At 66.2% G+C, this 22,165-nt stretch carries 19 protein-coding genes and 1 pseudogene; 11 read left to right on the forward strand and 9 right to left on the reverse strand.

What is annotated here, in order from left to right:
- Positions 1-71: 71 nt before the first annotated feature.
- The 3 genes from NIBR502770_RS20335 to NIBR502770_RS20345 all read right to left on the reverse strand — a co-directional run bounded on the left by NIBR502770_RS20335 (position 72) and on the right by NIBR502770_RS20345 (position 2,926).
- Positions 72-1,151: an ABC transporter substrate-binding protein gene (locus tag NIBR502770_RS20335; protein ID WP_141183162.1), complete on the reverse strand. Its 1,080-nt coding sequence runs from the start codon at positions 1,149-1,151 to the stop codon at positions 72-74.
- Positions 1,152-1,224: 73 nt separating this feature from the next.
- Positions 1,225-2,091, reverse strand: coding sequence for an ABC transporter permease (locus NIBR502770_RS20340; protein WP_210418894.1), 867 nt, complete (start codon positions 2,089-2,091; stop codon positions 1,225-1,227).
- Between the two features lie 55 nt (positions 2,092-2,146).
- The gene (locus tag NIBR502770_RS20345; protein WP_210418895.1) at positions 2,147-2,926 is read right to left on the reverse strand and encodes an ABC transporter ATP-binding protein; all 780 of its coding nucleotides are present in this window, start codon (positions 2,924-2,926) and stop codon (positions 2,147-2,149) included.
- 231 nt (positions 2,927-3,157) lie between these two features.
- On the opposite strand from NIBR502770_RS20345, the gene NIBR502770_RS20350 reads away from it, so the two are divergent.
- The 3 genes and pseudogenes from NIBR502770_RS20350 to NIBR502770_RS20360 all read left to right on the forward strand — a co-directional run bounded on the left by NIBR502770_RS20350 (position 3,158) and on the right by NIBR502770_RS20360 (position 6,329).
- Positions 3,158-3,931: an IclR family transcriptional regulator gene (locus NIBR502770_RS20350; protein WP_141183163.1), complete on the forward strand. Its 774-nt coding sequence runs from the start codon at positions 3,158-3,160 to the stop codon at positions 3,929-3,931.
- Between the two features lie 261 nt (positions 3,932-4,192).
- Positions 4,193-5,400 (forward strand): annotated as a pseudogene (locus NIBR502770_RS20355) (CaiB/BaiF CoA transferase family protein).
- Complete coding sequence (locus tag NIBR502770_RS20360; RefSeq protein WP_141183164.1) at positions 5,400-6,329, forward strand: hydroxymethylglutaryl-CoA lyase; 930 nt, start codon at positions 5,400-5,402, stop codon at positions 6,327-6,329. Before NIBR502770_RS20355 ends, NIBR502770_RS20360 begins: the two are co-directional and overlap by 1 nt.
- Before the next feature lie 58 nt (positions 6,330-6,387).
- On the opposite strand, the gene NIBR502770_RS20365 is transcribed toward NIBR502770_RS20360, so the two are convergent.
- Complete coding sequence (locus tag NIBR502770_RS20365) at positions 6,388-7,893, reverse strand: amino acid permease (RefSeq protein WP_210418896.1); 1,506 nt, start codon at positions 7,891-7,893, stop codon at positions 6,388-6,390.
- Between the two features lie 314 nt (positions 7,894-8,207).
- On the opposite strand from NIBR502770_RS20365, the gene NIBR502770_RS20370 reads away from it, so the two are divergent.
- The 5 genes from NIBR502770_RS20370 to NIBR502770_RS20390 all read left to right on the forward strand — a co-directional run bounded on the left by NIBR502770_RS20370 (position 8,208) and on the right by NIBR502770_RS20390 (position 14,688).
- Positions 8,208-9,824 carry an HNH endonuclease signature motif containing protein gene (locus tag NIBR502770_RS20370; protein ID WP_141183165.1) on the forward strand — a complete coding sequence of 539 codons (1,617 nt, stop codon included), beginning with the start codon at positions 8,208-8,210 and terminating at the stop codon, positions 9,822-9,824.
- A 184-nt stretch (positions 9,825-10,008) separates the two neighbouring features.
- Positions 10,009-10,836 carry an IclR family transcriptional regulator gene (locus NIBR502770_RS20375; RefSeq protein ID WP_141183166.1) on the forward strand — a complete coding sequence of 276 codons (828 nt, stop codon included), beginning with the start codon at positions 10,009-10,011 and terminating at the stop codon, positions 10,834-10,836.
- Positions 10,837-10,987: 151 nt separating this feature from the next.
- The gene (locus tag NIBR502770_RS20380; protein WP_141183167.1) at positions 10,988-12,685 is read left to right on the forward strand and encodes a urocanate hydratase; all 1,698 of its coding nucleotides are present in this window, start codon (positions 10,988-10,990) and stop codon (positions 12,683-12,685) included.
- A 2-nt stretch (positions 12,686-12,687) separates the two neighbouring features.
- Positions 12,688-14,280 (forward strand): histidine ammonia-lyase, encoded by a 1,593-nt coding sequence (gene hutH, locus NIBR502770_RS20385; protein ID WP_141183168.1) that lies wholly within the window; start codon positions 12,688-12,690, stop codon positions 14,278-14,280.
- Between the two features lie 162 nt (positions 14,281-14,442).
- Positions 14,443-14,688, forward strand: a complete 246-nt coding sequence (locus NIBR502770_RS20390; RefSeq protein WP_141158359.1) for a hypothetical protein — start codon at positions 14,443-14,445, stop codon at positions 14,686-14,688.
- A gap of 79 nt (positions 14,689-14,767) precedes the next feature.
- Here the strand turns inward: NIBR502770_RS20390 and NIBR502770_RS20395 are convergent, their stop codons facing one another.
- The gene (locus tag NIBR502770_RS20395) at positions 14,768-15,025 is read right to left on the reverse strand and encodes a hypothetical protein (RefSeq protein ID WP_141183169.1); all 258 of its coding nucleotides are present in this window, start codon (positions 15,023-15,025) and stop codon (positions 14,768-14,770) included.
- Between the two features lie 204 nt (positions 15,026-15,229).
- On the opposite strand from NIBR502770_RS20395, the gene NIBR502770_RS20400 reads away from it, so the two are divergent.
- Positions 15,230-16,111, forward strand: a complete 882-nt coding sequence (locus NIBR502770_RS20400) for a fumarylacetoacetate hydrolase family protein (protein ID WP_141183170.1) — start codon at positions 15,230-15,232, stop codon at positions 16,109-16,111.
- Here NIBR502770_RS20400 and NIBR502770_RS20405 read toward each other — a convergent pair.
- From NIBR502770_RS20405 to NIBR502770_RS20420, 4 genes are read right to left on the reverse strand one after another with little or no spacing between them, the layout of a single operon-like run.
- Positions 16,108-16,500, reverse strand: coding sequence for a universal stress protein (locus NIBR502770_RS20405; RefSeq protein ID WP_141183171.1), 393 nt, complete (start codon positions 16,498-16,500; stop codon positions 16,108-16,110). The genes NIBR502770_RS20400 and NIBR502770_RS20405 overlap by 4 nt on opposite strands.
- Positions 16,501-16,551: 51 nt before the next feature.
- Entirely contained in the window at positions 16,552-18,090 is a 1,539-nt protein-coding gene (locus tag NIBR502770_RS20410) for a tripartite tricarboxylate transporter permease (protein WP_141183172.1), read from the reverse strand.
- On the reverse strand, positions 18,091-18,594 hold the full coding sequence (locus NIBR502770_RS20415; RefSeq protein ID WP_141158354.1) for a tripartite tricarboxylate transporter TctB family protein: 504 nt from the start codon (positions 18,592-18,594) through the stop codon (positions 18,091-18,093).
- Positions 18,591-19,601 carry a tripartite tricarboxylate transporter substrate binding protein gene (locus NIBR502770_RS20420; RefSeq protein ID WP_141183173.1) on the reverse strand — a complete coding sequence of 337 codons (1,011 nt, stop codon included), beginning with the start codon at positions 19,599-19,601 and terminating at the stop codon, positions 18,591-18,593. Before NIBR502770_RS20420 ends, NIBR502770_RS20415 begins: the two co-directional genes overlap by 4 nt.
- 310 nt (positions 19,602-19,911) lie before the next feature.
- On the opposite strand from NIBR502770_RS20420, the gene NIBR502770_RS20425 reads away from it, so the two are divergent.
- Together NIBR502770_RS20425 and NIBR502770_RS20430 are read left to right on the forward strand one after the other, a co-directional pair.
- Complete coding sequence (locus NIBR502770_RS20425; protein WP_141183525.1) at positions 19,912-21,492, forward strand: sensor histidine kinase; 1,581 nt, start codon at positions 19,912-19,914, stop codon at positions 21,490-21,492.
- Positions 21,489-22,154 (forward strand): response regulator, encoded by a 666-nt coding sequence (locus NIBR502770_RS20430; RefSeq protein ID WP_141158352.1) that lies wholly within the window; start codon positions 21,489-21,491, stop codon positions 22,152-22,154. Before NIBR502770_RS20425 ends, NIBR502770_RS20430 begins: the two co-directional genes overlap by 4 nt.
- Positions 22,155-22,165 lie beyond the last annotated feature (11 nt).

Raw genomic sequence — 22,165 nt, forward strand, 5'->3', positions numbered from 1 at the left:
CGGGCACCTTTTTCTCTGTCTCTTAGGCGGGCTGGGACGTTGTTCGCTGCGCCGGTTGTGCTTCCCTCGGGTTACTTAACCAGGTCGTTGGTGTACGTATCGGCAAGCTTGATGTCCTTGTTTCCCACGTCAGGGTTGGCCACCTGCTGGGTCTTCAGGACTGCCTGGACGCCGTCGTCGGTAAAAGTGCCGTCCTTGCTCAAAGTGTTCTTGAGGTCATCGATGACCTTAGCGTAGAGATCCTTGTCGCCGCCGGCGAAGTTTTCCGGCATCTTGGCCGCGATTTCTGCCCCCGAATGCCCGTTGATGTACTCCAGGGTCCGCTTGATGGCCTTGGCCAGCTTGGTGGCGGTGTCCTTGTTCTGGTTGAGCCAGTCAGTCTTGGCGTACAGGCAGGCGGAAGGCCAGGAATCGGTGGCGAACACTTCCTTCAGGCCCTCGGAGCTGCGGACATCCTCCAGGACCACTGGGTTGTGGCCGATGCGCTTGGTAAGCACTGAGACGTCCGGTTCGAGCATCACTGCGGCGTCAACCTGGCCCTGCTCAACAGCGGCAACGGCAGATGAGCCGGCGCCGATGGCGGAAACAGCTGCATCAGACTGCTGCATGTTGTTCTTGGCCAGCAGGAACTTCACGAACATGTCGGTGGAAGAACCCGGAGCTGTGACGCCCACATTCTTGCCCTTCAGGTCCGCGATGGACTTGATCTGGCCTTCGTTCTTCGGGGACACCAGCAGGGCCAGGCCGGATGACTGGCCCATGTCCACGAACGCTTTGATCTGCTGGTTCTTGGCCTGCATCTGGATGGTGTGCTCGTAGTACCCGCTGGTCACGTTGGTGCTGCCGCCGATCATGGCGGTCAGGGCCTTGGAGCCGCCCTGGAGGTCCTGGAGCTCAACATCCACGCCCTCATCCTTGTAGTACCCAAGTTGCTGGGCCAACGTGGTCGGGAGGTAGGTCAGGAGGGTCTGTCCGCCGACGCCAATCACCACCTTGCCACCGCCCCCGCCGCCGGCAGTGGCCGATCCGCTTTGGCCGGGAGGGGCCGCCGCGGGTGCGCCGCAGGCTGAGAGCGCCAGGGCAACTGACGCAATGAGGGTCAGTGGCCGGAGGAGGACCCGGCCACGGCGCCGGGTTGCTTTCTGTGTCATGAGTGTCCCTTTCAGGCGGGTTGTTGAGTTTCTGCGCAGGTAAAGCAGCTCTTGGGCCGGGCGGGGTCAGGGGTCAGGAAGACCGTACCGGGCGCCACCTGAGCAGGTGCCGCTCCAGGCGGTTGACGAGGAGGTCGATGATCAGGACGACGATCATGAGGATGAACATCCCGGCAAACACGCCCTTGGTGTCGAACACGCCCTGGGCCTGGGCGATGGCATATCCGACGCCTCCCGACGCGCCAAGGTACTCGCCCACCACTGCGCCGGTAATGGCGAAGCCGACGCTGATATGCAGGCTGGAGAAGATCCAGGTCAGGGCGCTGGGGATGAAGACGTGGCGCAGGAGCTGCTTTTCGCTGGCCCCCAGCATCCTGGCGTTGTCCACCAGGACCCGGTCCACGCTCTTGACCCCTTCCAGGGTGTTAAAGAAGACAATGAAGAACACCAGGGTGAAGCCGAAGGCGACCTTGGACCAGATGCCAAGGCCGAACCACAGCAGGAAAATCGGAGCCAGGACCACGCGCGGGAGCGCATTGAACATCTGGAGGAAGGGGTCCAGCAGCCGCTCAAGGATTCGGACGCGGGCGAGGATAAAGCCCAGGAGGAGTCCGACGGCGGCTCCCACCAGGAAGGCGAGGATGGCTTCCTGCATGGTCACCCAAAGGTGGGGGAATACGAACCCTGAGGACACCCAGAGCCATACGGTCTGGAAGATGTCCGAAGGGAGGGGGAAGAAGAATTCGTCGATCACCCCGGCCCGTCCCAGGACCTCCCACGCTCCCAGGACGAGAACCGTGAGGAGGAGCTGGATGCTCCGCATGGCCAAGGGTGACATTTCTCCCCGGCGGGCCGGGCGGCTGGCGGGCCTGCGGTCCTGGGTGCCGCCGGGAGAGCCGTTCCCGCGGGACCCGGGCCTCCGTGAACCGAGTATGGTCACGCCGCTTCACCTTCCTCCGCCATAGCGTTTTCGTAGGTCTTTGAAACTTCGACTTTCAGGCGGCCCCAGATCTCGCGGTGCAGCACCACAAACCGGGGGTCGTCACGGATATCCAGCAGGTCGCGCGGGCGGGGGATGTCGATTTGGTAGCTTCCCACCACCGTGCTCCCGGGCCGGCTCCCAGAATGACCACTTCATCGGACAATGCGATCGCTTCGTCGAGGTCGTGGGTAATGAAGACCACTGCCTTGCCGGATTCCTGCCAAAGCTGCAGGAGTTCGTTTTCCATGATCTGGCGGGTCTGGACGTCGAGGGCTGAAAATGGCTCGTCCATGAGGAGGATGTCCGGGTTAACTATCCAGGCCTGTGCGATGGCCGTGCGCTTGCGCATGCCGCCGCTGAGCTGGTGCGGATAGCGGTCCGCGAAGTTCTTGAGGCCCACCTTTTCGAGCCAGCGCCGCGATTCCGAGTGGGCCTCCGCCTTGGAGACGCCGGCCATGGTCAGGCCCAGGCTGACGTTGTCGATGACCGTTTTCCACGGCAGCAGGGCGTCCTGCTGGAACATGTAGGACGCCCGGCGGTTCACTCCCGCCACCGGCTCTCCGAAGCTCTTGACCTCTCCGAAGCTGGGAGTCAGAAGCCCTGCTGCCATGTTCAGGATGGTGGACTTGCCTGATCCCGTCGGGCCGACGATCGAGACGAAGCGGCCGGGTTCCACCTTCAGGTCAATGTCGCGGACTGCGAAGTAGGTCTCGCCCCCGGATGCTGGAAATTGTTTGGTGCACCCGGTGAGCTCCACGGCATATCCGGACGTGGCTGGCTGTGCAGCTGGCATCTTTGCCTCTTCCCGGCCAACTCCGGCCGTTTGTTTCCCCCTGTTGGTCCACGCTGTCGGAACGAAAGTGGTGCATCGGTCCGCGTCCGGAGACCTGCGTGCGGCCTCTGGTGGTGTTACTCGTCGGCAGGTCCTTCCTGCCACATCGTGGGTTCGCCATCATGATGTGGACCTGATGCTAACAGTTACTTCGGTCACACTCAATGACCCCTCGGCTCATACACTTTCCCCATGAGCTCCAGCGAAACGTCGGCCACGCCCCTGTTGGTCCTGCGGAAGATCACTGCCATCCTCGATGCTTTCTCCCTCGCGCAGCCCGAGCTGTCGCTGGCCGAGATCCGTTCCAGCACCGGGGTACCGCACTCCACCGTCCAGCGCCTTGTGGCGAACATGGTGCAGGAAGGGATTCTAGACAGGCACGGAGACCGGTACCGGGTGGGGGTCCGGATGGCCCACTGGGCGGCACCCGCAACCCAGGGGCTGGATTTCCTGGAGCTGCTGACGCCCGTGCTGCGAAGGCTTCGTGACGAACTGGGCGAGACCGCCTGCATCTTTCGCGAATCCCAAGGGAAACGGGTTTGCATCGCCCTTGCCGAGACCCGCCGCATGCTCCGGCGGGCGGTAAGTGTCGGTGAAATCATGCCGCTCCACGTGGGTGCGGCGGGGCGGGTCCTGCTGGCCTGGAATCCGGAAGTTGCCGAGCGGGTGTACCGGTCGGGCCTGGCATCACTGACCGACCAGACCATCACCGATGCCGCGAGCCTGGAAGAATCGGTCGCCAAAGCCCGCGCGGACGGCTTCGCCATCACCACCGGTGAGCGCGTGTCCGGCGCCAGCGGCATCTCGGCGCCGATTTTCGGCCCACAGGGCGAACTCTTCGGCGCTCTTACGGTGATGGGGCCGGCCCTGAGGATGCCCTTCGACGTCTGCGCGTCCTGGGTGGAACAGGTGCTGGCGGCCGCGGAAGAGGGTACCAGGGTCATCGGCGGCACCATCCCGCAGTAGCGACGATTTCACCTCCCTCTATCCACATTGTGAATTTAGGTCCACAATATGAGTTGTCGTGCCAACGATGCTTCGCGATCCCACGGCAGGCCGGGCAACGCGGCCCGGGCACCGGTTGCCGTCAGAACAGGAGTCCCAAAGATGGTGGAAACTTCCCAGACCGCACCCCCTGACGGCATGCGCGCCGGGCAGAACGCAGACGCTGGACCTGGCAGACGGTCGTGGACAGGGCCCGGCGCTGCACCTGCCCCTGGCGCTGCCATGGAAAAGGCCGGCGGCCCGTTGACCGGCGTGCGTGTCCTGGAGCTCGGATCACTTATCGCAGGCCCGTTTGCAGGACGGCAGCTCGCAGACTTCGGCGCGGAAGTCATCAAGATCGAGTCTCCCGACCGTCCCGACCCCATGCGGGAATGGGGGCGGGCCCGGGTGCATGGCCACACGCTCTGGTGGTCGGTCCAGTCCAGGGGGAAGAAATGCGTGACGCTGGACCTCAAGTCGCCCCGCGGACGTGAACTGTTCCTGGAACTCTGCAGGGAAGCCGACGTCATCCTCGAGAATTTCCGCCCTGGAACACTCGAGAAACTGGGGCTCGCCCCCGATGTGCTTTGGCAAAGCAACCCAGGCCTGGTCATCGCCAGGGTTTCCGGCTACGGCCAGACCGGACCTGATGCCAACAAGCCGGGTTACGCGTCCGTGGCAGAGGCCCGCGGCGGCCTGCGCCACCTCAACGGCTACCCGGACCAGGCTCCGCCACGGACGGGCATTTCGCTGGGGGACAGCCTGGCGTCGCTCTATGCGCTGCAGGGAATACTGCTGGCCTTGTATTGGCGGGATGCCAGGGGAGGGACGGGGCAGGTCGTGGACGTGTCCCTTGTTGAGGCATGCTTTTCCCTCCTGGAAAGTGCCGTTCCCGATTATGCGGCTCAAGGTATTGTGCCCGGCCCCAGCGGTTCCGGGCTGAAGGGCATAGCGCCGTCGAATATCTTCCGCTCCAGCGACGGAAAGTGGGTGGTGATCGCTGCCAACCAGGACTCTGTGTTCGTGCGGCTGGCTGCTGCAATGGGCACCCCGGAGCTGGCTTCCGACCCCTCTACAGCAACCATGCTTCCCGGGGAGTCAACCAGGAGGCGTTGGAACAACTGATCGCCGAATGGGCGGCAGGCTTCATCCACTCGGAACTGGTGGCGTGCCTTGACCGGCACGCTGTTCCCAACAGCACTGTGAGTACCATCGAGGACATCTTCGAAGACCCCCAGCTCCGGGCGCGCGGGATGCTGGTTGAAGTTCCCGATGAACAGTTGGGGGCGGTGGTCCAGCCGGGCGTCATCCCCAAGCTGTCCCGGACCAGCGGCGGCATCGCGTGGAACGGGCCGCTGTCACCTGGCTCCCACAACAGCGACGTCTACGGGGGTCTGCTCAAACTGAACGACGAAGAACTGCAGCATGCCAAGGACGAAGGTGCCATCTGATGAACGGAATTGCGGGAACCGGTACTCGCGGAGATTCAGTCTCCATCGTTGACGTCAGTCCCCGGGATGGGCTGCAGAATGAAAAGATTCCGGTCAGCACCCACGACAAGCTGCGCCTAATCAACGATCTGATTGCCCTGGGCGCCAGGCGGATTGAAGCCGTGAGCTTCGTCAACCCCAAAAAAGTTCCGCAAATGGCGGATGCCGATGCCGTCATGGCCGGGGTGCCACGGGATGCCGGCGCCAGCTACATCGGCCTGGTTCTGAACACCCGCGGTGCGCACAGGGCCGTGGACGCGGGTGTGGACGAGATCAACTACGTCCTGCCCGTGACCGATGCCTTCGCCGCAGCCAACCAGAACACGACTGTCGCCGCCGCCCTGGACGCGCTGGAAGAAGTATCCGGAATCGCCGGCGTTGCCGCCATTCCCGTCACGGTTACGGCCGCCGTAGCTTTCGGTTGTCCGTATCAGGGTGACGTGCCTGGAGAGCAAGCTCTTTCGGTGGTCCGCAGGGCACTGCAACGAGGTCAGCTGGCCGAGGTTGCCTTGGCGGACACCATCGGCTGCGCCGTCCCATGGCAGGTCAACGAGGTCTTTGCTGCCCTGGCATCCGAAACGGGTGTGCCGCTGAGGGCCCACCTGCACGAAACGCGACACACTGCACTGGCAAACACCTATGCGGCCATGGCAGCCGGCGTCAGGGTCTTTGACAGTGCCGTGGGAGGCCTGGGCGGATGCCCGTTCGCCCCCGGCGCGGCCGGCAATATCTCCACGGAAGACTTGGTGTGGATGTTGGAACGGGCAGGGTTTGCCACGTCGATGGATCCGCTGGCAGCCACCGAACTGGGGCGCTGGATCTGCGCCAAAGTGGAGACGGCCCCGCGCTCAGGGCTCGCCGGCGCAGGAGTGTTCCCCAAGGCTGCCTAGGCCCGGGGGAACACTCTGCGCCAAACGCCGCAACGGCGGAGTTGCAGTGACGCTTTCCTCAGCCCCGCCTGCTTCCGGCCGAAGCCTTTGTCCCTGCGGTCCCGACCACCTGCAGCGGCGGGGTCTCGTCCTCAAGGTGGGGCCGCCGTCGTCCGTCACCCTTGGTCCACAGGCGGTAGGCCAGGACCAGCAGCCCCAGCCACACGGCGCCCACGTACAGCGCGATCCGGGTGTCCTCGAAGGCGCCCAGGACGGCGATCACCAGCGCCATGAACGCGATGGTCAGGACTGACGCGGCCGGCCACCACGGCGAGGGGAATTCCGACGCCGGCAGTCCCTTCGTTGCGATTTCCCGCTTCATGGCCACATGGGACGCCAGGATCATCACCCACACCCAGACGGTGGCGAAGGTGGCGATGGAGGCAATAACGAGGAACACGTCTTCGGGGATGACGGCGTTGAGGACCACGCCCACCAGCAGGATCCCGGCCATCATGACCACGGTCATCCAGGGGACACCGTGCCGCGAGACTTTCCCGAAGGCGGCGGGCGCGTGGCCCTGGTTGGAGAGTCCGAAGAGGATGCGGCCCGCGCCGAAGATGTCGCTGTTGATCGCCGACAGCGCGGCCGTGATGACCACGGCGTTGAGGATGTGCGGTGCTGCGGGAATGCCCAGGCTGCTGAAGATCTGCACGAAGGGGCTGCCGCTGGTGCCTACCTGGTCCCACGGGAAGAGGCTCATCAGGACGCCCAGGGTGAGGACGTAGAACAGCAGCACGCGCACCGGGACGGTATTGACGGCCTTTGGGATGACCTTCTTGGGGTCGGCTGCCTCGCCGGCCGTGATGCCCAGGGTCTCGATCCCGCCGAAGGCGAACATCACTACGGCGAAGGATGCCAGCAGCCCGTCGAAGCCGTTGGGGAACAGCCCGCCGTGCCCAGCCAGGTTGCCAAGACCGGGCGCCACGGTGGAGTCCGCGGCCTGGAAACCGAACACGATGATGGCCGCGCCGCCGGCGATCATGGCGACGATGGCCGCTACCTTGACCAGCGAGAACCAGAACTCCAGCTCGCCGAAGACCTTGACGCTGAGCAGGTTTAGCGCGGCCAGGAAGCAGATGACGGCCAGGATCCAGATCCAGCGGTCAACCTGCGGGAACCAGAATCCCATATAGATGCTGAACGCGGTGACGTCGGCAATAGCGACAATGGCCATCTCGAACACGTACGTCCAGCCGGTTACGAACCCGGCGAGGGGCCCAAGGTAGCGGCCTGCGTACTGGCTGAAGGAGCCCGACACCGGGTGCCGCACCGCCATCTCGCCCAGGGCCCGCATCACCATGAACACCGCGGCGCCGCCGATAATGTAGGCCAGCAGGACGGCCGGTCCTGCTTTCTGGATGGCGGAGGCGGAGCCGTAGAAGAGGCCCGTGCCGATGGCCGAGCCCAAGGCCATAAAGCGGATGTGCCGGACATTGAGGCCCCTGTTGAGGACTTGTCCGACGACGGCTGCCGGCTTTTGCGTTTCCACCGGAGTTTGCGTCCGGGTTGGGGTGGGTTGCATAGAGTTACCTTCTCGTCTTTGGGAGGGAGCCGCTAACCAGCAGACCATTTCCAGGCCCTTCGTGATGAGGCTCACGGAGGCTTGGTGTCTTCGGTTCCAGACTGTCCGCAGTGCAATTACGCGTCGGATAGGTTCTTGCGCTGCGCAGGTTCCTTTTCGCGCGGGGTATTAGGGGTGCGAAAAGTAGGTTGCGCAGCGGATACGCGTACGACGGCGGCACGCGGGCTTTTACGGGTGGGCCACCGTGGCGCCGGGTGGCTTTGGCGGCTAATGGCTCCGGTTTGAATGTCAGTGGGTCGCGCGATGATGTCGGTATGGGAAACAGCGCAGACCGGGCAACGACGTCGGAAGGTATTGGCGTCTTTGTTGCTGCCCTGGATTCGCTGGACCGTGAGGACGCCGTCCTGGCCGCCGGGGTCGGCGGTGGTGCTGATGTTGACGTGTTGCAGCGGCGGTATGAGCTCCGGCTGGAACGGCTGGAGCTCGTTGCCCGGTTGGAGGCGCAGCTCGCTGCGGTGAAAGCACGAGATGCTGCCGACGCGGTTGGGTTCCAGGAAGCGATGACCCCGCCGGACGCGTCCGTGGATGACCGCACCTACGCGCAGATGTCGGTGGTGGAGGAGATCGCCGGGGTCCTCACCATCAGCTCCGCGGCCGCCGGGGCGTTCGTGGACCAGTCGCGCCGGATCTGTTCCCTACCGCCGGTGTTCGCTGCCCTGTCCGCCGGGGCCATGTCCTGGCAGCACGCGAAGATCGTTGCGGACGAAACCGAGAGCCTCACCGCTGAGGATGCGGCGTCTTTGGTGGCGCATTTCTTCGACCCTGCCGCGCCCAATGCTGACCGGGGTGCCGCCCCCGGTGAGCTGGCCCCGTCCCGGTTCCGGGCCAAGGTCCGGGGCTGGCGGGAGCGCCATCATCCGGAATCGATCGAGAAGCGCCATGTCAAGGGTTTGGCGGACCGTCGGATGGAATACACCCCGGACAAGGATGGCATGGCCTGGGTCTCCCTCTACCTTCCCGGGGACACCGCGTGCGCAATCTGGAACCGGACCACCGCGACCGCCCGCGGCCTCCAGTGCCCAGACGAACCCCGCACGCTTAGCCAGCTCCGCCCCGACATCGCCGCATCCCTGCTGCTCGGCGCCGGCAATGCTCTTGGCGGGGAGAGTGGCGCGGGACCCGCAGGAGTCACCGCCATCGGGAAAGTCCCCACGCCGAGGGCCGATGTCCTGGTCACCGTGCCGGTGTTCGCCCTCCTCGGGCTCACCGACGAACCCGCAACCCTCGATGGTTTCGGCCCGATCCCTGCATCGATGGCCCGCAGACTCGTCGCCGGTGGGGCGGAGTCGTTCTACCGGGTCCTGGTCGACCCGCGGGACGGTGCGCCGCTGGAGATCGGCAGGAAGAACTACCGGCTCACCCCGGCCATCAAACGCTGGATCAGGCTGCGCGATGCCCAATGCACGTTCCCCGGGTGCACCAACCGCACTCCCGACAACGAAACAGACCACCTCCAAGCGTGGGAACACGGCGGCACCACCAACGTCAGCAACCTGGCACAGCTCTGCCGTAAGCACCACCGGCTCAAACATCACAGCCAATGGATCCCCGACCCGGCCACCAAGGATGAGCCGCCAGGCTGGACCTCACCCACAGGGCGCCACTACAACCCCGAACAGCAGGACTCAGAACCAGCCCGCTGGCCGCAATGGCTCCCGGCTTCGTTCCGCGGCGCCTCGGAACGCGAAACCTCAATAGGAGCAACCGAGGCGGCGGACGTGTGCGCGCTTGAAGACATCGGCTTTGTTGAGGAGCTTGGTGTCCCCGACGACCCCGGCCCACTGGAAGGTCAGCTTCCTGCCGACCCTTTTCCGGAGTGGAACCTGTTTTTGGACTTCGTAGAGCTGGAAGCGCCCGTTCTCTCGTGCTGAAGCGCGGAGGCGGGCTAGGGGACGACGCCTGGTGCCGGTGTTCAACATTGCCGGCTCGCTGGGACGCGCCATGTCTGGTATCCGAGACACAACGAAGGGCAATGGATAGCAAACGGCGCCACCCAGGGCGCAAGCTTAAGTACGGGATACCGGACACAGCTATCGAGAAGGACCGTTCCTGCTTATGAGCACTGCACTAAGCACCGATTCGTCGGAACCCCGCGCCGCGGCCAAGGTGCCTTCAAAGGTTCCTGCAGCGGAAAACACCCTGCGCATCCTCAAGTTGCTGGCTTCCAGGCGCGGACCGATGGCGGCGTCGCAGATTGCCTCCAGCCTGGACCTGCCCCGCTCCAGTGTGTACCACCTGCTGGGGGTCATGGAGGCGAATGGCTTTGTCCTTCACCTCCACGAGGAGCAGCGCTACGGCCTGGGCATCAGCGCCTTCGAACTCAGTTCCGCCTACTCCCGCCAGGAACCGCTGTCCCGGCTGGGCCGACCCCTGCTCGCGAGCCTGGTGGACGCCATCGGCGAAAGCGCGCACCTTGCCGTGCTCCATGGAAGGGACGTGTTGTACATCGTGGAGGAGCGGGCCAAGAACCGCCCCTCCCTGGTGACCGACGTCGGCGTCCGGCTTCCCAGCCATCTCACGGCCAGCGGCAGGGCCATCCTTGCAGCGCTGCCCAAGTCGCAGGTCCGTGCGCTCTACCCGAACGCCGCCGCCTTCAGTGCCCGGCATGAGGTGGAGGGCGCCATCATGAAGTACTCGTCGCTCTCCTCGCACCTGGACCGGGTGCGGCAGCGTGGATACGCTACCGAACACGGTGAGGTCACCCCCGGCTTCGGATCCATCGCCGCCGCCGTCACCGACCACACGGGCTGGCCCACCGCCGCTGTCGCGGTCACCTTCCTGGAAGACAAGCTGGCCCCGGAGGAATGGCCGGCGCTGGCAGCCCGGGTCCAGAAGGCGGCGGACGAACTTTCGGTCCGGATCCACGGACGCCCCACCAAGTAACGCCGTGAACCGCGATCCGGGCAACAGGCCCGGATCGCGTCTGGCATCCCGGACAGCTCCCCGCCAAAAGCCCTGTGAAGGGCGTTTCCAAAGGGCTTTAGTGGATACAGAACTTCTTTCCTCCAACAGACAACACAAGAAGGAGCCCACCATGGCACCCGCCGATTTCACCACCGGTGCCCGCCCGGTCAAAGCAGCCCGCGGCACCGAGCTCACCGCCAAGTCCTGGCAGACCGAAGCGCCCCTGCGCATGCTGATGAACAACCTGGACCCCGAGGTCGCCGAGCGTCCGGATGACCTGGTGGTCTACGGCGGCACGGGCCGGGCCGTCCGCTCCTGGGCCGCGTTCGACGCCATCACCCGCACGCTGGAATCCATGGACAAGGACGAAACCCTGCTGGTCCAGTCCGGCAAGCCCGTGGGTGTTTTCCGGACCAACGAGTGGGCGCCCCGCGTGCTGCTGGCGAACTCCAACCTGGTGGGCGACTGGGCCACCTGGCCGGAATTCCGCCGGCTCGAGGCCGAGGGCTTGATGATGTACGGCCAGATGACCGCCGGTTCCTGGATCTACATCGGCACCCAGGGCATCCTGCAGGGCACGTTCGAAACCTTCGCCGCGATAGCCCGCAAACTCACCGGCGACGAGAACGGCACCCTCGCCGGCACCCTGACCCTGACCGGCGGCTGTGGCGGCATGGGCGGCGCGCAGCCGCTCGCCGTCACCCTCAACGACGGCGCCTGCCTGATCGTCGACGTCGACGAGTCCCGCCTGCGCCGCCGCGCCGGCAAGCGCTACCTGGACGAGGTGGAAACCGACCTCGACGCCGCCATCGCCAAGGTGCTCAAGGCCAAGGAGGAGCGCCGCGGCTGGTCCGTGGGCTACGTGGGCAACGCGGCTGAGGTCTTCCCTGAGATCCTGCGCCGCCACAACGCAGGCGAGCTCACCGTGGACATCGTCACCGACCAGACCTCGGCACATGATCCGCTGTCCTACCTTCCCGAGGGCATCACGGTGGACGAGTGGCACCGCGAGGCTGAGGCGGACCCGGAAGGCTTCACCAAGAAGGCCCAGGCCTCCATGGCCCGCCATGTCCAGGCCATGGTCGAATTCCAGGATGCCGGCGCCGAGGTCTTCGACTACGGCAACTCCATCCGCGACGAAGCCCGCAAGGGCGGCTACACCCGGGCCTTCGAGTTCCCCGGCTTCGTCCCGGCCTACATCCGGCCGCTGTTCTGCGAGGGCCTGGGCCCGTTCCGCTGGGTGGCCCTCTCCGGCGACCCGGAGGATATCCGGGTCACGGACCAGGCAATCAAGGAACTCTTCCCCGAGAACAAGCACCTGCACCGCTGGATCGACGCCGCCCAGGAGCGGGTGGAATTCGAGGGCCTACCGGCCCGCATCTGCTGGCTCGGTTACGGCGAACGCGCCAAGGCCGGCCTGCTGTTCAACCAGCTGGTCAAGGAGGGCAAGGTCAAGGCGCCCATCGTGATCGGCCGCGACCACCTGGACTCCGGCTCCGTCGCCTCCCCGTACCGCGAGACCGAGGCCATGGCTGACGGCTCGGACGCGATCGCCGACTGGCCGCTGCTGAACGCGCTGCTCAACACCGCGTCCGGCGCCACCTGGGTCTCCCTCCACCACGGCGGCGGCGTCGGCATCGGCCGCTCCATCCACGCCGGCCAGGTCTCGGTCGCCGACGGCACAGACCTCGCCGCGCAGAAGCTCGAGCGCCTCCTCACCAACGACCCCGGCATGGGCGTCATCCGCCACGCCGACGCCGGCTACGACCGCGCCGTCGAAGTCGCCAAGGAACGCGGCGTCCGCATCCCCATGAACGAAGGCAACTAATCATGACCACGATTACCCACGAACCGCTCACTGTCACCCTCGGGTCGGCCGGCGTCACGCCCCAGGATGTTCTCGCCGTCGCGCGCCACGACGCAAAGGTCACCATCGCCCCGGATGCACTCGAAACCGTGGCCAAAGTCCGTGCCCACATCGACAGCCTGGCCTCCAGCGACACGCCTGCCTACGGCATCTCCACCGGCTTCGGCGCTTTGGCCAACCGCCACATCCCGGGCGGGCTGCGCACCCAGCTGCAGAAATCGCTGATCCGCAGCCACGCGGCAGGCATGGGCCCGGCAGTTGAACGGGAAGTGGTCCGCGGCATCATGTTCCTGCGCGCCAAGACCCTCGCCTCCGGCCGCACCGGCGTCCGCCCCGTGGTCCTGCAGACCATGGTGGACGTCCTCAACGCCGGCATCACCCCGGTGGTCCGCGAATTCGGCTCGCTCGGCTGCTCGGGCGACCTCGCGCCTCTGTCGCACTGCGCCCTGGTCCTCATGGGTGAGGGTGAAGCGGCAGGGCCCGACGGCGTCACGTACGGCGGGCGCCGCGAGCGGCCCGTCGCCGAGCTGCTTGCAGAGCATGGCATCGAACCGGTCACCCTGGCTGAGAAGGAAGGGCTGGCGCTGGTGAACGGCACCGAGGGCATGCTGGGGATGCTCCTCATGGCCATCGCGGACCTGCGCCAGCTGCTGGCGACGGCGGACATCACCGCCGCGCTGAGCGTGGAGGCACTGCTCGGCACCGACCAGGTGTTCCTGCCCGAGCTGCACGCCGCGCTGCGGCCGCACCCGGGCCAGGCGGCCAGTGCGGACAACATGCTGCGTGTGCTCTCGGATTCGCCCATTGTGGCCTCCCACAAAGTGGGGGATTCAAGGGTCCAGGACGCCTACTCCCTGCGCTGCGCCCCCCAGGTGGCCGGCGCCGTCCGCGACACCGTGGACCATGCCGAGCTGGTGGCCACCCGGGAACTGGCGGCAGCCATCGACAACCCGGTGGTGCTCCCGGACGGCCGCGTCAGCTCCAACGGCAACTTCCACGGCGCACCCGTGGCATACGTCCTGGATTACCTGGCCATCGCCGTCGCGGACCTCAGCTCCATGGCCGAACGCCGCACCGACCGGATGCTGGATCCTGCCCGCTCGCACGGCTTGCCGGCGTTCCTGGCCGCGGATCCCGGCGTGGACTCGGGCCTGATGATCGCCCAGTACACCCAGGCCGGGCTGGTCTCGGACAACAAGCGGCTGGCCGTTCCGGCATCCGTGGACTCCATTCCGAGCTCGGCCATGCAGGAGGACCACGTGTCCATGGGCTGGCACGCGGCGCGGAAGCTGCGCAAAGCCGTGGAGAACCTCCGGCGCGTCCTGGCCATCGAACTGGTGACCTCGGCCCGGGCCCTGGACATCCGCACCCAGCTCTCCGGCGGCGTGCTGACCCCAGGGCCAGCCGGAACCGCCGTGGTGGCAGCGCTCCGCGAGGTGGTGGAAGGGCCGGGCACGGACCGTTTCCTGTCCCCGGAACTGGAGGCGGCTGACCGGCTGGTCGCCTCAGGTGACGTTCGTGCGGCGGCCGAATCCGCCGTCGGGCCGCTTGCCTGAAACCGAAGGATCTTCAGGGCCTGCTGCGCCCGCGTCCGCAGTGCGGAATATCCGGCGCCACGGCACGCCTTGGCTCCGGGAGTGTAGTAGAACTGAAGATGTAGTGAAAGTCACATCAACGAGGCTGTGGCGGCAGAACGATACAAAGGGGTAGAAGTTCAAATGAAAGCACGTGGGGCAGTCCTGTCGAGGCGCAATGCCCATTCCGCCGCGGTTTCCAACTGGAGGGCCCTCCAGGCCGGGGACCGTGTCGAGATCATCAAGCATGCGCATGTGGTGGCTGCGGGGGAGGTGGAAGAGGTGTCGCAGAGCGGCAACGTCCTCTGGCTGGTGCCGGCGGGCCCGTCAGGTCCGGCGGAGAAGCAGCTTTTCCTGAAATCCGACGGCGTGCAGGTCCGCCGCGGCTGACGGTCCGGCCGGGCAGAACCCAAGGCAACAAAAAATCCCCGCACTCCCAATGGGAGGGCGGGGATTCTTTTGGCCTTGGTCAGGCGGCGATGGACTCGTAGGTTTCGCCGAAGGGGACCGATTCGTCCAGGGCCACCGTGTAGCGTCCCGGGTGCAGCCTGGTGACCAGGATTCCGCAGGCAGCGTCCTTGGCTGCAACTTCGATCAGTTCTGCCACCGCCTCTTCGAGTCCGGCGTGGACCTCGCCGGCGGTGGAAAACTCCAGGCTGATGGACCGGGGGGCAGGTCCTTCGGCGGTCTGGGCGGCGGGAACGCGCTCCAAGAGGGCTGTAGTCATGTACCGAACTTTCTGTGTTTCGTGCCGGTGTGGCTTCACCATTCTACCGACTGAGGACGCTATATGTCAGATGACTGCTCTTTGGCCGGCCGCTGAAACGGTCACAAAAGGTTCCGTTCCGGACGCGGGTCCTTATCGAGGACCATGGAAGTGGGTGTCCGGAGGGCCCGGAGATCCCATCGACACAGCTGAGGAGAACACGGTATGAAGATCATGCGCCTGGGTGAAAGCGGCCACGAGCAGCCCGCCGTGCTGGTAACCTCCCCGGAAGGCCCTGACCGGTACTTCAGCCTGCTGCCCCTCACTGCCGACGTGGACGGCGCCTTCCTTGCTGACGGCGGCCTGGAAAAGGCCCGGAAGGCGCTCGAAGCAGGGGAGCTGCCGGTCCTGGACGCTGCTGCTGCGCTGCGGGTTGGTTCCCCCGTGGCCCGGCCCGGCTCAGTGGTCGGCATCGGGATGAACTACGCCGCCCACGCCGCGGAATCGGGAGCGGAGCCGCCCACCATTCCCGTGGTCTTCCTCAAGCCGAGCAACACCGTCACGGGCCCGTTCGACCCGGCCCCGCTTCCGCCCCGCTCCACGCAATACGACTGGGAGGTGGAACTGGGGATCGTGATCGGCAAGGAGGCAAGCTACCTTGGCTCGCCGGACGAAGCTGCCGGCTGCGTAGCCGGCTACGTCACTGCCAATGACTTTTCCGAAAGGGAGTACCAGCTGCCGGGCGCTGCCGGCCAGTGGACCAAAGGCAAATCGCTGCCCGGATCCACGCCCCTGGGTCCGTGGCTGGTACCGGCGGACCGGATCGACGGCGGCAACCTGAGGCTGCGCAGTTGGGTGAACGGTGAGCCGCGGCAGGACTCAACGTCGGCGGAGCTCATTTTCGATGTGCCCACCCTGATCCACCACTGCAGCCAGTACATGCGGCTCGAACCGGGCGACGTGATCCTCACCGGAACTCCGCAGGGGGTGGCCTTAAGCGGCCGTTTCCCCTATCTCCAGCCCGGCGACGTGGTGGAGGTAGAGGTGGAGGGCCTGGGCCGCCAGCGCCAGGAGCTGTTCCGGACGCGGGCGGCCTTCACGGCTTAGTCCGCCTTTACGGCCAGGACAGGGCAGTCCGCTTCCAGCAGGATGCGCTGGGACGTGCTGCCCATGATCAGCTTGCCTACCGGGGTGCGGCGGCGCAGGCCGATCACAATCAGGTCGGCGTTGTGTTCCTCGGCGGCATCCAGCACCTCAGCTGCGGCGTCGTGGCCGCGGACCGGACGTTTGACCAGGTACTGGATCCCCTGGCTGGCCAGCCGCTGCTCGATGTCCTGGATGTCCCGGTCCTGGGCGAAGCGGGTGTCCACCGTAGTCTCGCCCTTGGAGGAGTTGATCAGCACCAGGGTGCTGTTGCTCTTCCGGGCTTCGGTGATGGCCTGGGTCAGGGCAGCTTCGCCCTCGGGGGTCGGGACGTATCCCACAACGACCGTCATGGTGTCTCCTTGCTTCTGCTCGATGTGCGTGGATGGCTTTGGTGCGGCTGCTTAGTCACTGTAATCCGCTGCACCCGAGTTGGCCGGGAGCAGCGGCCTGCGCTCCGGACGGTTGCGGCGGTACACCTTGTAGGCAAAGGGCCAGAGCAGGATGAGGCCAATAATGACATAGATGCCGACGGCGATCGGCTCACCCATGAGCCCTGCCGGGTCGCCTGCGCTCAGCTGCAGGGTCTTGCGGAGCTGCCCTTCGATCCGCGGACCCAGGATCACGCCCAGGATCAGCGGCAGCACGGGAAGCCCGAAGCGCCGCATCATGAAGCCGAGTGCGCCCAGGACCAGCAGGATCACCAGGTCGAACGCCTGCAGGTTGACCGAGTAGGCGCCCAGCGTGGCGAAGAACAGGATGCCCGCGTACAGGTACGGGCGTGGCAGCTGCAGCAGCTTGGCCCACAGCGGTGCCAGCGGCAGGTTGATGATCAGGAGCAGCAGGTTGCCGATGAACAGGCTGGCGATCAAGGCCCACACCAGGGGCCCCTGGCTTTCGAAGAGCTGTGGACCCGGCTGGATCCCGTAGCTGGTGAAGGCGGCCAGCATCACGGCTGCGGTGGCATTCGTGGGCAGTCCCAGCGCCAGCATGGGGGTCAGCGTCCCGGCGGCCGCAGCGTTGTTGGCTGCTTCCGGACCGGCCACGCCTTCAATGGCGCCCTTGCCGAACTCTTCCGGGTGCTTGCTGAGGCGCTTTTCCGTCACGTAGGACAGGAACGTGGGGATCTCTGCGCCACCGGCTGGCAGGGCGCCGAACGGGAAGCCGAAGGCGGTGCCGCGCAGCCACGGCTTCCAGGACCGCTTCCAGTCGGACTTGCCCATCCAGGGCTGGCCCACCGGGATGGCGTGCAGGGGAGTGCGGCGCAGGTGTGCCGCCACCCAGAGGGCCTCGCCCACGGCGAAGATGGCCACGGCCACCACCACGATGTCCAGGCCGTCCGCAAGGAGCGGCTGGCCGAACGTCAGGCGGCGCTGGCCGGTGACGGAATCCATCCCTACCAGGCCGATGGCCAGGCCGAGGCCCAGGGAGGCGAATCCGCGCAGCCGGGACGAGCCGAGCACGGCGGTGACGGCCAGGAGGGCCAGGACCATGATGGCGAAGTAGCTGGGGGCGCCCAGGCTGACGGCGAACTTCACCACGACCGGTGCGCAGACGGCCAGCAGGGCCGTGCCAATGGTGCCGGCCACGAACGAGCCGATTGCCGCCGTCGCCAGTGCCTGCGCCGCCCGGCCCGCCTTGGCCATCTTGTTGCCTTCGATGGCCGTGACCACCGACGACGATTCACCAGGGGTGTTGAGCAGGATCGAGGTGGTGGAGCCGCCGTACATGCCGCCGTAGTAGATGCCGGCGAACATGATGAAGGCGCTGGTGGGTTCCAGGGCGTAGGTGACGGGGAGCAGCAGGGCCACGGTCATGGCCGGGCCCAGGCCCGGGAGGACGCCGACGGCGGTACCCAGGATGACGCCGATGACGGCGTACAGGAAGTTCATGGGGGTGAGGGCGGTGCCGAAACCGTCCATCAGGGAGGACCAGACGTCCATTTAGAGGATTCCTTCCAGGAGGCCGGCCGGCAGCGCGATGCCCAGGCCGAGGTAGAAGCCGTAGAAGGTCAACAGGGACAGGGCAACGGAGATCAACCCGTCCCGGACAAAGTGGCGGCTGCCCAAGGCAAGGACGCTGCCCCAGAACAGGACCGTTCCGGAGACCACCCACCCGGCCCAGTCGATGAGCAGGATGTTCAGGATGAAGGCTCCGGCCAGCGGCAGGACGGTCTTCCAGTCGGCGGGGTGCGCCAGGTCGACGTCCTCGCCGCCCTCGGCCTCACCCTTGCCGCCGCGCAGGACGTTGATGGCCAGCAGGACGGCGCAGACTACCAGCATCCCGGCCACGATGAACGGGACGGTTTTGGGCCCAACCGGATCAGACTTCGAATACGGGGTTGCCAGGCCGTTGGCGTCAAGGAAGACCAGGACGCCGGCCGCCCCGAGCAGGAGTGCGACCCCCAGCTCGGAGCGGCCTTTAAGGCCTGTGGTCAGCGACGTCACGCCAACCCAAGCTTGGTCAGGACATCCGCCACCCGCTTGTCCTGCTCGCTGAGGAAGGTTTTGAACTGGTCGCCGGTGATGAAGGCGTCGGTCCAGCTGTGGGTCTTCAGCGCTTCCTTCCAACCCGCAGTGCCGTGCATCTTCTCCAGGGCTGCGATCAGTGCCGCCTTGTCCTTGTCACTGATTCCCGGAGGGGCCACCACGCCGCGCCAGTTGGTGAACACCAGGTCGATGTTGGATTCCTTGAGCGTGGGTGCGTCCACGCCGTCAAGGCGCTTCTCGCCACTGGTGGCCAGGACACGGACCTCGCCGGATTCGATCTGCTTCAGGTACTCGCCGGCGCCGGAGGCGGCGAAGCCGAGCTTGTTGCCAAGGATCGCGGGGAGAAGGTCGCCGCCGCCGTCGTAGGAGACGAAGTTGACTTTCGTGGCGTCGATGCCCACGGCGCCCGCCAGCTGCATGGGCAGCAGGTGGTCCGGACCGCCGGGGGAGGAGCCGCCGCCTACAGCGATGGAACCGGGATCGGCCTTCCAGGCCTTCACCAGGTCGTCGATGGTCTTGTAGGGCGAATCCTTGCCCACCATGATGGCGCCGGGCTCTTCGATGAGCCGGGCCAGCGGGGTGGTGTCCGTCAGCTTGGACTCGGACTTGTTGGTGTAGCTGGCGCCCACAACGCCCAGGCCCATGAGCATGGCAAGGTCGCCGTTGCCCTTCTCGTTGACAATGCGGGCAAGGCCAACGGTGCCGCCGGCACCGGCGAGGTTGAAGACCTCGGTGTTGGTGGAGATCTTCTCGTCGTCGAGGACCTTGGCGGCGGCGCGGGCGGTGGTGTCGTAACCGCCGCCGGGGGTGTTGGGGACCATGATCTGCAGGCCGGTGATGGGTCCTGCGGCGGCGCCGGAGCTTTCCGGGCCCGTGGAGCTCTTGCTGGTGGCACCGCAACCGGTGGCCAGCAGGGCGATGCCGGCAGCAACGGCGGCAACTCGCAATGCGCGGATCTGGCGCATGTGTTCCTCTTCTCTCGAACAAATCTGACCGGCATCGGCTGACTCGTGGTTCCGATGCCTTGTGGTTCCGATGCTAGGGGCGGCAGTGACGCCGATCACTCTTGTGTACGCAGAGAAAGTTGTGTTCATTGCGTTCACGTTTCCGGCATCCCACAGCCGCCCTGCCGCTGGCTTTGGGATATAGTTCCCGGTACACCACCCCAGGCCCTGCGCCCACATCCTGTGTGGCGCTGCGGCCTGCCACTGGCCCCGGGCCTCCGGTTCCCTGCCCGCACATACCAGGAAGACCATTGTGACTCGACGACGAGGAATGTCCCTTGCGGGGCAGTACCTGCTGCTGCAGTTGCTCATCGTCCTGGCCGTACTGGTGGGCGTCGTGGCCATCTCCCTGGCGCAGTCCGCGGCGGCCTTTGAACGGATTGAGGGCCGGCGCGCCCTGTCCGCAGCGGAAGCCTTGGGCGGCAACCCCGTGGTGCGTGAGCTCCTGCCGGAGACGGAACCGCGCGGCGGGGCAGTACTGCCGGCGGTGGCGGAGTCCGTCAGGATCGTTTCCGGCTCATCCCGGGTGGCGCTGGCACGCATCGACCGCACGGTGGTGGCGTCCTCGGATCCCAGCCTGCTGGGCCTGCCGCTGGAGCTTGGTGCCAGCAGGGTCATGGAGGGCCGTGCCTGGACGGGAGTGGTGGGCGGGACCCCTGCGCCGTTGCTGTCCGCGCACGTCCCCGTCCTGGATGACACTGGGCGCATGATCGGGATTGCCTCCATCAGCCGCAACTATCCAACGGTGCTCGAACGCCTGGGCGACGCCGTGCCCAACCTCCTGACCTACCTGGGCGTGGCGAGTGTCCTGGGCATCGCCGGGTCCTTTTTGCTGTCGCGCCGGGTAAAGCGGCAAACCCTTGGCATGGAGCCCAGTGAGATCACCAGCCTGGTGGAAAACCGCGAGGCCATGCTGCACGGCCTCAAGGAGGGCGTCGTGGCGCTGGACCTGCATGAGCGGATCACCGTGGCCAACCACAGCGCGCGTGCCCTGCTGGGCCTCCCGCCTGACTGCGTGGGCAAGCGCGTGGCGGCGCTCGCCGTCGAACCCGCCCTCAAGGAAGTCCTCACCCGCGAGCAGCCCGGGCCCGACCAGTTGGTGCTGGTGGGGGACCGGCTGGTGGTGATGAACCGGGTACCGTTCCAGTCCCGCGGCCGGGTGATCGGCTCGGTGACAACCCTGCGCGACCGGACCGAGCTCTCCGAACTGGAGCATGAGCTTGGCACCACCCGCACCGCCACGGACACCCTCCGCGCCCAGGCGCACGAGTTCGCCAACCAGCTCCACGTCATCTCCGGCCTGATCCAGATCGGCGAGTACGATTCCGTGGTCCAGTTCGTCAACGGCGCCACCGTGGACCGGACCCGGCTCAACGACGAAGTGTCGGCCCGCATCAAGGACCCCGCGCTCGCCGCCCTGCTGATCGCTAAGTCGAGCCTCGCCACCGAACGGGGCGCGGCCCTGCAGCTGGACCCGGACTCCGTGCTGGACAGCGTCGATGACGGGCTGTCCCGGGACCTCACCACCGTGGTGGGGAACCTGGTGGACAATGCGTTCGACGCCGTCACCGGGCTTCCGCAGGCAGCCGTCAGGGTGCTGGTGGAGGGCAACGGGGCGGGAGACGTGGTGGTGACTGTCCGCGATAACGGTCCCGGTGTCCCCGGGGGTGCCACTGACCGGATCTTCCGCCAGGGCTTCACCACGAAGGACCCCGGCCCGGCCGGCAGCCGCGGCTTCGGATTGGCGTTGTCGCGGGCCGTGTGCCGCCGCAGCGGCGGGAACCTGACGGTGGCGAACGATAATGGTGCAGTCTTTACCGCTGTGCTGAAACGAGGGAGTAGCCGGCCGTGATCAAGGTTTTGATCGTCGATGACGATTTCATGGTTGCCAAGGTGCATGCCGGCTTCATCCAGCGCACGCCTGGCTTCACCGTGGTGGGGGCCGCCCATACCGGGGCGCAGGCCGTCGCGGAAACCGGGCGGCTCCAGCCGGACCTGGTGCTGCTGGACATCCACCTGCCGGACATCAACGGCCTGGACCTGATGCAACGCCTCCGCGCTGTCGCTCCGGAGCTGGACGTGCTGGTCATCAGTGCCGCGCGCGAGGTTGAGACCGTCCGTAAAGCGCTGCGCGGCGGCATTGTCCATTACCTGATCAAACCCTTTTCGCAAACGGACCTGCAGGAGCGGCTGGAGCACTACCGGAATGCGTACCAGGGCCTGGATGCGTCCAAGGACGTGGCCGAACAGTCGGATGTGAATCGGGTTTTCGGCCTGGACCGCGCCGAACGGCCGCTGCCAAAGGGCTGCAGCATAGAGACGCTGAAGCTGGTGGAGGCAGCGTTGAACGCCGCCACCGGCGACGTGTCGGCGGCCGAAGTGGCCGAGGAACTTGGAACCTCCCGTGTCAGCGCCCGCCGCTACCTTGAGTACCTGCACGATGAAGGAACGCTGGACGTGCGGCTCAAATACGGGGTGGGACGGCCCGAACGGCGGTACGTCCTGAAGGCCTGACGGGACCCCGC

This window comes from Pseudarthrobacter sp. NIBRBAC000502770, assembly GCF_006517815.1.
Lineage (GTDB): Bacteria > Actinomycetota > Actinomycetes > Actinomycetales > Micrococcaceae > Arthrobacter > Arthrobacter niigatensis.